This is a genomic window from Bradyrhizobium sp. WSM4874 (assembly GCF_055811835.1).
The window spans coordinates 1-13,348 of record NZ_JBVVPR010000064.1; the positions used below are offsets into that span (position 1 = coordinate 1).

Annotated in this window: 11 protein-coding genes; 5 read left to right on the forward strand and 6 right to left on the reverse strand. The window is 64.1% G+C overall.

Features of this window, described 5'->3' with window-relative positions; translation table 11 throughout:
• Nucleotides 1-319: 319 nt before the first annotated feature.
• Entirely contained in the window at nt 320-1,324 is a 1,005-nt protein-coding gene (locus tag AC0L3P_RS36220; protein ID WP_473308935.1) for a TorF family putative porin, read from the forward strand.
• Between the two features lie 247 nt (nt 1,325-1,571).
• On the opposite strand, the gene AC0L3P_RS36225 is transcribed toward AC0L3P_RS36220, so the two are convergent.
• Nucleotides 1,572-3,335, reverse strand: a complete 1,764-nt coding sequence (locus tag AC0L3P_RS36225; protein WP_275172380.1) for an ABC transporter ATP-binding protein/permease — start codon at nt 3,333-3,335, stop codon at nt 1,572-1,574.
• Between the two features lie 312 nt (nt 3,336-3,647).
• Here AC0L3P_RS36225 and AC0L3P_RS36230 point away from each other — a divergent pair, with 312 nt between their 5' ends.
• Entirely contained in the window at nt 3,648-5,312 is a 1,665-nt protein-coding gene (locus AC0L3P_RS36230; protein WP_473308936.1) for an L-lactate permease, read from the forward strand.
• A 138-nt stretch (nt 5,313-5,450) separates the two neighbouring features.
• Nucleotides 5,451-5,849 carry an META domain-containing protein gene (locus tag AC0L3P_RS36235; RefSeq protein ID WP_007614988.1) on the forward strand — a complete coding sequence of 133 codons (399 nt, stop codon included), beginning with the start codon at nt 5,451-5,453 and terminating at the stop codon, nt 5,847-5,849.
• Nucleotides 5,850-6,045: 196 nt separating this feature from the next.
• Here the strand turns inward: AC0L3P_RS36235 and AC0L3P_RS36240 are convergent, their stop codons facing one another.
• From AC0L3P_RS36240 to AC0L3P_RS36250, 3 genes are all read right to left on the reverse strand, one after another.
• Nucleotides 6,046-7,257, reverse strand: a complete 1,212-nt coding sequence (locus AC0L3P_RS36240; RefSeq protein WP_473308937.1) for a hypothetical protein — start codon at nt 7,255-7,257, stop codon at nt 6,046-6,048.
• Between the two features lie 200 nt (nt 7,258-7,457).
• Nucleotides 7,458-9,089 (reverse strand): chaperonin GroEL, encoded by a 1,632-nt coding sequence (groL, locus tag AC0L3P_RS36245; RefSeq protein ID WP_027520435.1) that lies wholly within the window; start codon nt 9,087-9,089, stop codon nt 7,458-7,460.
• A 143-nt stretch (nt 9,090-9,232) separates the two neighbouring features.
• Entirely contained in the window at nt 9,233-9,529 is a 297-nt protein-coding gene (locus AC0L3P_RS36250; RefSeq protein ID WP_007596954.1) for a co-chaperone GroES, read from the reverse strand.
• A gap of 313 nt (nt 9,530-9,842) precedes the next feature.
• Here AC0L3P_RS36250 and AC0L3P_RS36255 point away from each other — a divergent pair, with 313 nt between their 5' ends.
• A complete protein-coding gene (locus AC0L3P_RS36255) occupies nt 9,843-10,364 on the forward strand; it encodes a hypothetical protein (protein ID WP_275172385.1) in 522 nt (173 codons plus the stop codon).
• Nucleotides 10,365-10,525: 161 nt separating this feature from the next.
• Here AC0L3P_RS36255 and AC0L3P_RS36260 read toward each other — a convergent pair whose 3' ends face one another.
• Entirely contained in the window at nt 10,526-11,305 is a 780-nt protein-coding gene (locus AC0L3P_RS36260; RefSeq protein ID WP_275172386.1) for a protein phosphatase CheZ, read from the reverse strand.
• Nucleotides 11,306-11,619: 314 nt separating this feature from the next.
• Between AC0L3P_RS36260 and AC0L3P_RS36265 the strand changes: the two genes are divergently transcribed.
• Nucleotides 11,620-12,420 carry a L,D-transpeptidase gene (locus AC0L3P_RS36265; protein ID WP_275172387.1) on the forward strand — a complete coding sequence of 267 codons (801 nt, stop codon included), beginning with the start codon at nt 11,620-11,622 and terminating at the stop codon, nt 12,418-12,420.
• Nucleotides 12,421-12,493: 73 nt separating this feature from the next.
• Here AC0L3P_RS36265 and AC0L3P_RS36270 read toward each other — a convergent pair whose 3' ends face one another.
• A complete protein-coding gene (locus AC0L3P_RS36270) occupies nt 12,494-13,333 on the reverse strand; it encodes a DUF2076 domain-containing protein (protein WP_354208260.1) in 840 nt (279 codons plus the stop codon).
• Nucleotides 13,334-13,348: the final 15 nt, after the last annotated feature.

A 13,348-nucleotide genomic window follows, 5' to 3' on the forward strand; every position in this document is an offset into this window, starting at 1 on the left:
GCCGCACGCCGGGATAAAATCTCAAACGCCCATCAGCAGGCTCGGTCTGACCGTGGACAACCTCTTGAGGCTCCACAACTAACCCGGGCCTCCCAGTGCACTTTGGCATGCAAATAATGTGATCAAGAAGACACACAGGCTGACAACCTTCCGTAGAATCGTCAGAACGCCCAAAAAGTCGGCAGATGCCCGTGTTTTTTGCTTCACGGTTTACGTCACTCCATCCAAATTGCCGCAGTTACGAAATTTTCAATCAGGTCGAGCGTTCCGGGGGCTTCCGGGATCGGCTGGGGTCTTAGAACTGGTGATGGGGATCGAAATGAAAAAAGTGGCTTTGTTGGCAACGGCGCTGGCAATGGTGACGGGCTCGGCTTTCGCGGCAGACATGCGAGTGAAGGCGCTGAAGGCCCCGCCGGTCGTCGCGTTTGACCCCTGGGATATCGCCTTCGGCGGCGCCATCATGAGCGACTACATCTTCCGCGGCGTCACGCAGTCGAACCACAAGCCGTCGGTCGCGGCCTATTTCGAGCCGCGCTACAACGTCAACAAGGACCTCCAGCTCTACGTCGGCGTGTCCGCGGAGAGCATCTCCTTCGCCAATCGCGCCGCTGCTGAAGTCGATATCTACGGCGGTATCCGCCCGACCTTCGGCGCCTTCGCCTTCGACATCGGTGTCTGGGGCTACCTGTATCCGGGCGGCAGCTGCGCCGACAACGTGCTCACCGGCGGCATTCCCGGCGGCAACGTCTGCGGCGTCAGCACGACCACGATCTTCCTCGCCGACGGCAACGTCATGAAGAAGGACGTCAGCTTCGTCGAAGTCTACGGCAAGGTGATCTACACCATCAACGACAGCTTCACGGTCGGCGCGACCGAGTACTACTCGCCGAACTTCCTGAACTCGGGTGCCTGGGGCAACTACGCTTCGTTGACCGCCAAGTACACGGCGCCCAGCACGGCCTTCGGTCCCTCCGGCATGGGCATGTACGTGTCGGGTGAGTTCGGCCGGCAGTGGTTCGGTACTTCGGACGCCTTCTACGGCACCGGCGTGGGCACCGTTTTCGCCAACGGTATCCCGTACAAGGACTACAACACCTGGAACATCGGCATCGGCTTCACCTACAAGGTGTTCACGCTGGACCTGCGTTACTCCGACACCGACCTGAACAAGGGTGATTGCAACGCCTTCACCAGCGCCTTCAACGCCACCGGTACCACCAACGTCACCGCGATCAATCCGGGCGGCGCTGGCTCCAACTGGTGCGGCGCGGCCGGCATTGCCAAGCTGTCGTTCGACCTGACGGCGATGAGCAACCTGAAGTAAGCTTCTTCCCGAAGCGACTTTATGAAGGGCGGCAGGGCAAACCTGCCGCCCTTTTGCTTTGGGACTTTGGGGCGCCGGGCCGGGGCCCTGCATGGTTCGAGACGCCCGCCTCCGGCGGGCTCCTCACCAAGGGTCAAAGATTTCACCGCGAGGACAGACCTCATCCTGAGGGCCCGCCAAAGGCGGGCGTCTCGAAGGAGGGCCGCAACGAAGGGCCATAATAGCCTCAGGGCTCGGTCGAGCCGTCTCAGCGTGCCGCGCTGGGCTCCTTCTCGACCGGCACACCACCGTCACCGAGGACGTGGATCGCGCCGTGCTTCACCATCGTCACCTTGCGGGTATGGAAGGCTTCCAGCGTCGAGCGGTGGCCGATGGAGACGAGGGTGGCCTGCGGCAGCTTCTCCGCCAGCAGCCGGTACAGGCGGGCCTCGGACGGTTCGTCCAGCGAGGCCGTGGCCTCATCCAGGAACAGGTAGTCCGGGGCGTGCAGCAGCGCGCGGGCGAGCCCGAGGCGCTGCTGCTCGCCCAGCGACAGCATCCGGTTCCAATGACCGTCCTCCTCGAGCCGTTCGGCGAGGTCGGGCAGCCCCACGGCGATCAGCGCGTCCCTGACACGGGAGGTTTCGAATGCGCCCGGCGCGGCCGGATAAACCACCGCGTCGCGCAGCACACCGACCGGGAAATAGGGACGCTGGGGCAGCATCATCAGCTTCGCCTTTTCCGGGACGAAGATGCTGCCGGTGCCGAACGGCCAGATGCCGGCGATGGCCCGGAATAGCGTCGACTTGCCGGAGCCCGACGGTCCGGTCACCAGCACGCGCTCCGGCGTCTGGACGGAGAAGGCGTCGGCGGCGACCAGCGGCGTGCCGCTCGGCAGGTTCACGCAGAGCTGTTCGAGGGCGATATTGCGATTGCCGCCGGCGACCTTGAGGGCAATCGCAGGCTCGTGCGGCGGCAAATTCGCGGCCGCATCGACCGACATCTCGAAGCCGTCGAGGCGCGCGACGATCGAGCGCCATTCCGCCAGCGACCGGTACGCCGTGACGAAGAAGGACAGTGCGCCTTGTACGCTCGAGAAGGCGGAGGCGGTCTGCATCATGTCGCCAAGCTGGATCTTCTTGGCGAAGAAGGCCGGCGCCACCAGCACGTAGGGAAAGATCACGGCGGCCTGCTGATAGCTCGCGGTGAACGCGGTGAGGCGCTTGGTGCGGCTCATGATGGCGTACCAATTACCAATCACGAAGCCGAAGCGCTCCAGCAGCCGGCCGCGCTCGGCGCCTTCGCCCTTGAGTAGCGCGATCTGCTCGGAATTCTCGCGAACGCGGACGAGGTTGAAGCGGAAGTCGGCCTCGAAGCGCTGCTGCTCGAAATTGAGATTGACCAGCGGAGCGCCGATCCAGTGCGTCAACGCAGTGCCGAAGATCGCGTAGACCAGCGCGCCCCAGCACAGATAGCCGGGGATCATGAGATCGGCGCCGAACAGGTGCAACGGCGCAGCGTTGGAAAGCCCCCAGAGGATGATCACGAACGAGAACAGCGTCACGATCGACGAGAGCAGGCCGAGCCCGATAGTCAGGGTCTGCTCGACGAAGTTCTTGACGTCCTCGGTGATGCGCTGGTCCGGGTTGTCGGCCGCATCGCCCTTGAGCTGCATGCGGTAGTGGGTGGCGCCTTGCAGCCATTCGCCCAGATAGTGCCGGGTCAGCCATTGCCGCCAGCGGATCTGGAGCCACTGATTCAGGTACAGCTTGTAGACCGCCAGCGCGATGAAGGCGGAGGCGAGGCCAATGAAGATCCAGATCTCCCTGACGAAACTATCCCAGTCACTTGCCTGCAGTGAGCTGTAGAACCGGTTCTGCCATTGATTGACCAGGACGTCGATCGCGACCAGCGCCAGCTCCATCGCGATGACCGCGGCCAGCAGACCGCGGCCGGCCCATTTGTCCTCCGACCGGAAATATGGGGCGGCGATTCGCCAGACGATCGCGAGCGTGGCGCTGATGTTCTTCACAGAGCTGAGTCTCCTGAGGGGATGTGCACAACTGCCAGGGGCCAAAGACTTGGGACGACGGCGGAAATCGGCGCGCTTAGACTAAAGTCGCAAGGCCTGCAATTTGCGTTGGCTTGTCGCAGCTTGCAACCCTAGCATGGGCTCAACGGCGCGGGGCGGGGGCCTTCGGGATTTCGCGAGCTTGTGAGCGGACGGGAACCGCTGCATTCGCGAGGAATTCGCGTCGGGCTCGGGGGTTATCGCTTCAACGCCAAGCAGGATCGGCTGTCCACGCGGGCCGCCTGCAGCACACATGCGTGGGGGAGGAAGACCATGTGGAATCAAGTTTATGACCCGTTGCACAGCCCTGTGCTGTCGACGATCGCGGCGGCAGTCCCTGTCGTCACATTGCTGGTCCTGATCGCGAGCGGCCGCGTCCAGGCTCATATCGCGGCGGTCATCGCCGTGATCGTGGCCAATTTGATCACGATCTTCGTCTTCACCATGCCCGCGAACATGTCGATCCGCGCCTCGGTGCTGGGCATCGTCACCGGGTTCTTCCCGATCGGCTGGATCGTTCTCAACGTCATCTTCCTCTACCAAGTGACGGTGAGCACCGGACGCTTCGAATTGCTCAAGCGCGCGGTCGGCGGCGTCACCGAGGACCGGCGGCTGCAATTGCTGCTGATAGCATTCTCGTTCGGCGCCTTCTTCGAAGGTGCCTCGGGCTTCGGCACGCCGGTCGCGATCACGGGCGCCGTCCTGATCGGCCTCGGCTTCTCGCCGCTTGCAGCAAGCGGCCTGTCGCTGATCGCCAACACCGCGCCGGTCGCCTATGGGGCGCTGGGCACCCCGATCCAGGGCCTTGCCTCGGTCACCGGGCTTGATCCCTACATCCTCGGCGCGATGGTCGGCCGGCAATTGCCGTTCTTCTCGCTGATCGTGCCGTTCTGGGTGGTGTGGGCGTTCGCGGGCTGGAAGGGCATGAAGGATGTCTGGCCGGCGATCCTGGTCACCGGCGTGTCGTTCGCGGTCCCGCAATTCGTGATCTCGAACTTCATCAATCCCTGGATCGTCGACATCGGCGCATCGCTGATCTCGATGGGCGCGCTGATCCTGTTCCTGAAGGTCTGGCAGCCGAGGCAGCTCTGGCTGTCCCCTGCGCTGCGCGGCCGCGATGAATTGGCCGCCACCATGGCCGCCGCAAAACCGATGGACAAGACGCCGCTGACGCAGAGCGAGCTGTTCAGCGCGCTGCTGCCGTGGATCATCGTCTGTATCGTGATGCTGATCTGGGGCAATGGTGGATTCAAGACTTGGGCGAACTCGATCTTTACCTGGAACTACCCCGTTCCCGAGCTGCATCAGATGATCAACAAGATGCCGCCGGTCGCGCCGGGGCCGACGAAAGAGAGCGCGGTGTTCGGCTTCACCTATCTCTCGTTCACCGGCACGGGCATGCTGATTGCGGCGATCATCTCAGGCTTCCTGATGGGCGTCGGTCCTGGCCGGCTCTTGACGGAATACGGGCGCACCATCCGGCTTTGCGCGATCTCGCTGATCACGATCTCGGCGATGCTTGCGATCGGCACGCTAACGCGGCTCTCCGGCGTGGACGCGACGCTCGGCCTCGCCTTTGCTGCAACAGGCGTGCTCTATCCCTTCTTCGGCACACTGCTCGGCTGGTTGGGCGTGGCGCTAACGGGATCGGATACCGCTTCCAACGTTCTGTTCGGAAATCTTCAGAAGATCACCTCCGAGCAGCTTGGTCTGTCGCCGATCCTGATGGCTGCGGCGAACTCGTCCGGCGGCGTGATGGGCAAGATGATCGACGCCCAGTCGATCGTGGTCGCGTCCACCGCGACGAATTGGTACGGGCACGAAGGCACGATCCTGCGCTTCGTGTTCTGGCACTCGATCGTGCTGGCCTCGTTGGTCGGCGTGTTCGTGACGTTGCAGGCCTATGTCTGGCCGTTCACGGCGATGGTGCTGAAGTAGCAGGCCACGCCCCGCTTCAACCCAAATCCCCGCGAGGTTGGTCCTCGCGGGGATTTTCGCGTGGCGCACGGGCGAACCTTCTCAACGGCGCCGCTGTCTTATAGAAGGTGCCGCAAATCAAGTCGGTCGAGAGGTCTCATGGTTTCGTTCAGGCAGACGGTGTGTGCGGCGGTTGCAATGCTCGCGATGTCCACGCTTGCGCGTGCGGAGGACGGTTTTCCGTTCGGCACCGAGATGACGCTGGAGGCGCTGCCGCAGCCGGGCTCGAAGCGGATTCCGAACATCGAGATCGGCGACAATGGCGAGGTCGTGCTGGAGCTCTGGTGCAAGGGCGGCAAGGGCCAATTCTCGGTTGCCGGCAACACCGTGATCTTCGTCCCCGGCCAGATCCAGGACCGCTCCTGCCCGCCGGCGCGAGCGCAGGCCGACGACGATCTCGTTGCGGCCCTCGGCAGCGTCGAGACCTGGAAGCGCCAGGGCGACGTGCTCACGCTCGTCGGCCCCAAGCCGCTGCGCTTCCGCGTCAACGGCAATTAGCCACCGCTGTCATTCCCCGCGACCCGGCTACGCCAAGGCTTCGCCGGGGTTGAGGTCCAGGGGCGCCGAAGCTTTAGCGTAGGCGGCAAGCGGGGAATCCAGTACGCCGCAGCTTCTCGATGCATCAAAATCGTCTCGGAGTACTGGGTCGCCCGGTCAAGCGGGGCGACGACCGAGAGTTGATGTGCGGGTTACGTCACTTCCACACCGACTTGTCGGCGTCCCAGCGCTGGCCTTTCAGTTCCTTGGCGAGCGCCTCGACCGAACCGTTGTCATCGGGCTGATCGCCTTCCTCGTCGGCGGTCGCTTCGTCCGAGAGATTGAGCTTGGCGCCGCTGCTCTCGTCAGTGGTCGTGGTCGCGGGACTCCCGACCCAGAGCATGAGCTTGTCGGTCGTGCCGGGCTTGTCGGGCGAGACGAGACCCGCAACCTCGATCGTGTCGGTGAGCTCGAGCGCGGGAAAATCCAGGTTCGGCCGCTTGAACACCAGCTTGAGCTTGCCGGTCGCCGGGTTGAAGCTCTGCGAGACCGGCTTTGCCGCGAGCGTCCTGCTCAGCACGCCAGCCACCGCGGCCGCGAGCTTGTCGCGGTTGATCTTGTCGCCGTCGCGCCAGTCGGCGGCGGGAATGCGGATGGTGCGGTCCATCTCGATCATGCCCGCGGTCCAGCCCGCGGCAGTGACACCGGGCATCGCCTTGAATTTTGCCAGCAGCGCGCCGGCGCGCTCCGGATCGACCGACATGTTGATGGTCTGCTCGCCCGCGCGCAGCGCGTCGCAGCCGACGGTGAGGCTCGCCAGCGTCACCTCGACGTCCTGGCCCTTCAGGCTCTTCAGGAACTCGGTCGCGGCATCCACCTTGACCTTGACCGCGATCGCTTCCGGTGAGACGTCGGTGAAATCCTTCGGCTGCGGCGTGATGCCGTCGTCGGAGGTCTGATTGTCGAGGAATTCCTTCTCGCTGAGATCGGAATTGTCGGGCGAGGTGACCTCGGTGACGGCCTGGCCAATGCTGATCTGGCCGCGGAATTCGAACGTGTCTCCGGCCTGTTTGCGCAGCAGCTTGACGGTGACCGGCGCCTTCGCGCCGAGGCTCTGCGTCGTACCCGTCAGGTTCTGGCCCGCGACCTGGAGATTGACGATGAAGCGGTCCTTGCGGTCGGAATTCTTCGCGACGGGATAACAGACGTCGAGCACGGCCGCGGTGACGGTCTTGCCCTGACGTGTCTCCTTCAGGATCACGTCGGCATTGCCGTCCATCAGCCCGTCGATCGAGGTGAAATAGCGCGTCTCGGCGCCGCCCGGCGCCGTGGCCTTGGGCGCCAGCTTCATCTGGGCGGATGCGACCTCAGGCGAAACTGCAAGCAGGGCCGCCAGAACGGCCGTGGAGCAAAACAGAAGCGGGCGCATCGACGAAATCCCCGGGGCAATGGGGCATGATCCGGAAAAGTGTGCAGCGGTTTTCCGATGAGATCATGCCCAAACAATTCGAATCGGGCGTCACCGTAGTGGGTTTTGGCCGCCGGTTGAATTGGAAAGCACGGGCCATGATCGGCAAAAAGAAGGCCGCCCGGAGGCGGCCTTCGCAACACTGCAATGGAACGGACGGCTTAGAAGCCGCCCATGCCGCCACCGGCCGGCATGCCGGGCGCGGCGTCCTTCTTCGGTGACTCGGCGACCATGGCCTCGGTGGTCACCAGCAGGCCGGCGATCGACGCGGCGTCCTGGAGCGCGGTGCGCACCACCTTGGCGGGGTCGATGATGCCCTTCTCGACCATGTCGACATACTCCTCGGTCTGGGCGTCGAAGCCGAAGGTCTCCGACTTGTTCTCCAGGATCTTGCCGACGACGATCGAGCCTTCCACGCCCGCGTTCTCGGAGATCTGGCGGATCGGGGCTTCCAGCGCCTTCAGCACGATGTTGATGCCGGCCTGGACGTCGGCATTGGCGTTGGTCAGACGGCCGACCGCCTTCTTGGCGCGGAGCAGCGCGACGCCGCCACCGGGGACGATGCCTTCCTGCACCGCGGCGCGGGTGGCGTTGAGCGCGTCCTCGACGCGGTCCTTCTTCTCCTTGACCTCGATCTCGGTGGCGCCGCCGACGCGGATCACCGCGACGCCGCCTGCGAGCTTGGCGAGGCGCTCCTGGAGCTTCTCACGGTCGTAATCCGAGGTGGTCTCCTCGATCTGGGCCTTGATCTGGCCGACGCGGGCCTCGATCTCCGGCTTCTTGCCGGCGCCCTTGACGATCGTGGTGTTCTCCTTGTCGATCACCACCTTGCCCGCGCGCCCAAGCATCTTCACCGTGACGTTCTCGAGCTTCATGCCGAGGTCTTCGGAGATCAGCTGGCCGCCGGTGAGGATCGCGAGGTCCTCGAGCATGGCCTTGCGGCGGTCACCGAAGCCCGGCGCCTTGACGGCGGCGACTTTCAGGCCGCCACGGAGGCGGTTGACGACCAGGGTGGCCAGCGCCTCGCCCTCGACGTCCTCGGCGATGATGACGAGCGGCTTGCCCGACTGCACCACGGCTTCAAGCACCGGCAGCATGGCCTGCAGGCCTGACAGCTTCTTCTCGTGCAGGAGGATGTAGGCATCCTCGAGCTCGGCCGTCATCTTCTCGGGGTTGGTGACGAAGTAGGGGCTGAGATAGCCGCGGTCGAACTTCATGCCCTCGACGATGTCCACCTCGGTGTCGAGCGACTTGTTCTCCTCGACGGTGATGACGCCCTCGTTGCCGACCTTCTGCATCGCCTGCGCGATCATCTTGCCGATGGCGGCATCGCCGTTGGCCGAGATGGTGCCGACCTGGGCGACCTCGGAGGAGGCGGCGACCGGCTTGGCGCGCTTCTCGATGTCCTTGACGACGGCCGCGACCGCGATGTCGATGCCGCGCTTGAGGTCCATCGGGTTCATGCCGGCCGCAACCGACTTGGCGCCTTCGCGCACGATGGACTGGGCCAGCACGGTCGCGGTGGTGGTGCCGTCGCCGGCGAGGTCGTTGGTCTTGGAGGCGACCTCACGCACCATCTGGGCGCCCATGTTCTCGAACTTGTCCTCAAGCTCGATCTCCTTGGCGACGGTGACGCCGTCCTTGGTGATGCGGGGCGCGCCGAACGACTTCTCGATGAGCACGTTGCGGCCCTTCGGGCCGAGCGTCACCTTGACGGCGTTGGCGAGAATATCGACGCCGCGCAGCATGCGATCGCGCGCGTCTCCGGAAAACTTGACGTCTTTGGCAGCCATGGTCTGCAATTCCTCTTGTTTCGTGATGTGTCTTGCTTATTGGGTCGCCTCATCCCGGGGTCCGCGATCGAACCCGGCGGAATGATGCATGCCCGGATCGAGTGACCCGGGCATGCATTCAGCGGCCGTTCAGGCGTCTGGCCTTAGGCCATCACGCCCATGATGTCCGACTCCTTCATGATCAGGAGCTCATCGTTGTCGATCTTGACCTCGGTGCCCGACCACTTGCCAAACAGCACACGGTCGCCGACCTTGAGGTCGATCGGGATCAGCTTGCCGGCCTCGTCGCGGCCACCGGGGCCGACGGCGACGACTTCGCCCTGGGACGGCTTTTCCTTGGCCGTATCCGGAATGATGATGCCGCCCTTGGTCTTTGACTCGGCGTCGATACGTTTGACCACGACACGGTCATGCAGCGGACGAAATTTGGATTTAGTCATGACGTTTCCCTTTGGAGGCTCGCTTCGGAAGGAGAGGCAGTGGGCGGGCGGCGCTTCCGTCCACCCTTCCCGAGGATCGATCGGCGCGCGTTAGCAATCCATCTTTCAGAGTGCTAATGGTGCGTCCGGGAATATGGCTTGGCCGCGATCCTGTCAAGCAAAGGTGGTTAAGCGATTGGTGAGACGGATATAGGATGGTGACATTGGAAACTTGTTCGGGGCGCCGGCGTATTAAAGGACGTCATTGCTCCGGCAGCGGTTTTGCGCTTGGCTGCGTAAGGGGTGCGGCCATGGTTTTGTCCGGGGGAATGCCATGATCAGTTCAGCTCACGCGCGCACGGTCGCCAATCTGGCGATGGCTTCTTGCATGGCGCTGCTGCTTGGCGCCTGCGGCGGCGGCATGAGCCTGCCGTCCTTTTCTTCGTCCTCACCGCCCCCCGAGGCCGAGCCCGGCACCGGCCCCGAAATGCCCGCGTCGATCCGCGCCGACGAGATCGTCGGGCGCTGGGGCCTCGCCTCGTTCCAGAACCCGGCCGACCGCGCCCGCACCGAGGCTGCCGCCCGGGCCCAATGCAAAAATCCTTACGTGATCACCGCCGGCTCCTCCGGCGGCGTGATCATGCATCTGGCGGACCAGGCAACACCGCAGGAGCTGCGGCTGAAGGGTTCGCCCAGCGGCAAGAACTATATCGGGCCGGCGGGTCCGACGCCCGGCGATCAGGACCGCGAGATCGTCTCCTTCGATGGCCGCGTCCTCATCACCCGTTTCATCGACAAGGACGCCGCCACCCGCTACGGCAACATGGTCTACGTCCGCTGCGCGCCGAGGGCGTGATCGGGGCGCCGGCCTAGCCAACTCGTCGTTGCGAGGAGCGAAGCGACGAAGCAATCCAGGCTGCCTCCGCGGACCCAGGCTGGATTGCTTCGCTTCGCTCGCAATGACGAAAAAAACGCCGGCTTGCGCCGGCGTTTTGTTTTTCAGAGTGTCGCGTCCGCTCAGTCGAACAGCGCGTCGATGTCGTCCTGCGAGGCGTGGCCGACGTCGCCGGCGAGCTTCGGGCCGTTGAGAAGCTTGTCGTCGTCGCTGCGGGTGTCGACCTGCGGCACGACGTGGGACTTGATCGCGTCGACGCCGCCCCAGATTTCCATCATGGAGTTGATGTGCTGCTCGATGAACTTCATCGTGGTCATGACCTTGCTGATGCGCTGGCCGGTCAGGTCCTGGAAGTTGCAGGCTTCGAAGATCGAGATGACGCGTTCCTGGATATCGTCGGCGAGCCGCTTCTGCTGATCGGCCGATTGCACCTTGGCCATCGCGCTGGCCGCCTGGTCGATCGACTCGGCGGCTTCGAGGATCTGCTGGGTCGCCTGTTCGGTGCCGCCAACGACCGCGCCGAGCTCGCCATTGACCTTGGCCATTTCGCCGCCGTCGAAGCTCTTGCCATGCAGTGTCGCGATCTCGCGCTTGGTACGGTCGATGGCGTCGTGGATGAGGTCGAGCTCGACCTTCAGCTTCTCGCACTGCTCGATCTGCGCCCGGTAAGTATCGAGCATGGTACGGGCTTCGGAGAGCTCGTGGGCGGTGGAGGCGTCGATCGCGGCCATGGCGGCGCTGCCGGACAGGGGCGCGGTCCCCTTCGCCATCTGTGCACGGATCGCACGCAACTCGGCCATGATCTCGCTATGCATCGGCGCAGCCTCCTCAATCATTTCGGGGCTTGGCATCTCGCCGACAATAGCCTCTTCGACACGAAAACGTTTGCGGTGAATAGCCATCAAGAACTCCCCCCACCTCACTCACGCGTCTTTGTAGGCAGAAGCGATTTAACACGAAGTTCACAGCCGGAACTGTCGTGCGGTTGTGCGCGACGGCTTGCAAACGGGCGATTAACCATGGGTGCGCGGCGTTCATCGAAAATAAACGCTGATCGCCAAATAGCACCGCTGCCGACGACGTGGTGAATCGAAATGGCGTTTCCGTTTACCAAACAAACCGGCTTTTGCTCTTTATTGACCACGTCGCGGGAGCGGATCAGCCATCACCTCGCCACGACGCATGTGATCTAGACGAAACAGTACAGAGTACGTCGATGTTCAAGAAAATGTCTGTCGCGCTGCTTGGCAGCGCTTGCACCTTCATTGCGGGCGCCAACAGCGCCAGCGCTTTCGACAATAGCGTGCCGAACGATCCGCCCGCGGTGCTCTACCAGCCGCAGGTGCCGCCTGCGCCGGTCCGGGTCGCCTCCAATTCAAACATGGGCGGCGGCTTCATCGAGTTCATATTCGGCGACGGGCCCGGTCGCGGTCCGGCCTACGCTCCGCAGCAGCCGATGTATCAGCAGCAGCCAGGTTATTATGACCAGCGCCGCCTGCCGCCGATGGGCGAGCCGCAGATGCAGGGCGCAGGTCTCCAGCAGGAGGCGGTCGATCCGCGGCAGCGTCAGTTCGACCCGAGATTCGAGAAACAACTCGTTGACTATAGCGGCAACGAAAGCGCAGGCACGATCGTGGTCGATACGCCGAACAAATTCCTCTACCTCGTCGAGGGCAACGGCCGGGCGATGCGCTACGGCATCGGCGTCGGGCGTCCCGGCTTCACCTGGTCCGGCGTGAAGTCGATCACGGCCAAGCGCGAATGGCCGGCCTGGACCCCGCCGGCGGAAATGATCGCGCGCCGCCCCGACCTACCCAGGCACATGGAAGGCGGCCCGGAAAATCCGCTCGGCGCGCGCGCGATGTATCTCGGTTCGACGCTCTACCGTATCCACGGCTCCAACGAGCCCTGGACCATCGGCACCAACGTCTCCTCGGGCTGCATCCGCATGCGCAACGAAGACGTCATCGACCTCTATGGCCGCGTCAACGTCGGCACCAAGGTCGTGGTGATGTAGGCGCATATTGCTCGGAACCAAAAACGGCCGCCTCATCGGCGGCCGTTCTCGTTTGGAGCAAGGATAAATAGCGTCAGGCGTAATCGCTGCCGCCATCGTCGCCGCCGCCGAAATCGCTGTCGTCGGCGAGGTCGACATTGTCGTCATTGTCGTTCTGATCGTTGTAATTCTGGTCGTCGTTCGAAGCGTGGTCGGCGAAGCCCTGGCGGGACGCATCACCGCGGTCGCGGTTCGAGCCGATGTCGTCGAGGCCGGCATCGCGCGCGAGTGAGCCGCCGGACTGATCGCTGCCGCTCCAGGGACTTCCACCAGCGCTGCGGTCGCCCAGGGCATTGGTGTCGCCGAAGGCCTGCTGATGCGATCCGCCCATCATGCCGCGGATGCTGGACAGCAGCAGCGAGCCGCCGACGACGCCGGCCGCGGCTGCCGCCGCCGTGCCGAGGAACGAGCCGCCGCCACCGCCGACCGGCGGCGCGCCATAGCCTTGCCCTGGACCCTGATTTGGTCCTTGACCGTAAGCCTGCCCATAAGGCGGCTGGCCGTAACCGGGCTGGGTCTGCTGCATCGCCTGGCCGCTGTTCCAGACCGGCCGCGAGTCACGTGGCGGTACGTTCGGAACCGAGCCGCGCGACGGACCCCCGCCGAATAGCGTGTCGCGCATGGTGTCCAGGAAGCCGCCGGACTGCGCCTGCTCGGGCGCTTGCCCCGCCTCCAGCTCCTGGATGCGATTGTGAGCACGCTTCAGCGCCTCGTCCTGCAACAGCACGGTCTGCACCAGCGCATAGATCGCGCCGGGCGCCTTGCGGAGGCCGTCGGAGATCGCGGCGATCGCGTCGGGATCGCGCGGTGCATTTTCCAGTTTCGAAAGCCGGTCGAAAAGCTCGTCGACGAGCTGGCGTTCCTGCGGCGTCATGGTCAGTCTCCCTTG

Coding starts and splice junctions, on each gene's coding strand:
- AC0L3P_RS36220 (WP_473308935.1), top strand. CDS start 320: ATGAAAAAAGTGGCTTTGTTGGCAACGGCGCTGGCAATGGTGACGGGC.
- AC0L3P_RS36230 (WP_473308936.1), top strand. CDS start 3,648: ATGTGGAATCAAGTTTATGACCCGTTGCACAGCCCTGTGCTGTCGACG.
- AC0L3P_RS36235 (WP_007614988.1), top strand. CDS start 5,451: ATGGTTTCGTTCAGGCAGACGGTGTGTGCGGCGGTTGCAATGCTCGCG.
- AC0L3P_RS36240 (WP_473308937.1), bottom strand. CDS start 7,257: ATGCGCCCGCTTCTGTTTTGCTCCACGGCCGTTCTGGCGGCCCTGCTT.
- groL (WP_027520435.1), bottom strand. CDS start 9,089: ATGGCTGCCAAAGACGTCAAGTTTTCCGGAGACGCGCGCGATCGCATG.
- AC0L3P_RS36250 (WP_007596954.1), bottom strand. CDS start 9,529: ATGACTAAATCCAAATTTCGTCCGCTGCATGACCGTGTCGTGGTCAAA.
- AC0L3P_RS36255 (WP_275172385.1), top strand. CDS start 9,843: ATGATCAGTTCAGCTCACGCGCGCACGGTCGCCAATCTGGCGATGGCT.
- AC0L3P_RS36260 (WP_275172386.1), bottom strand. CDS start 11,305: ATGGCTATTCACCGCAAACGTTTTCGTGTCGAAGAGGCTATTGTCGGC.
- AC0L3P_RS36265 (WP_275172387.1), top strand. CDS start 11,620: ATGTTCAAGAAAATGTCTGTCGCGCTGCTTGGCAGCGCTTGCACCTTC.
- AC0L3P_RS36270 (WP_354208260.1), bottom strand. CDS start 13,333: ATGACGCCGCAGGAACGCCAGCTCGTCGACGAGCTTTTCGACCGGCTT.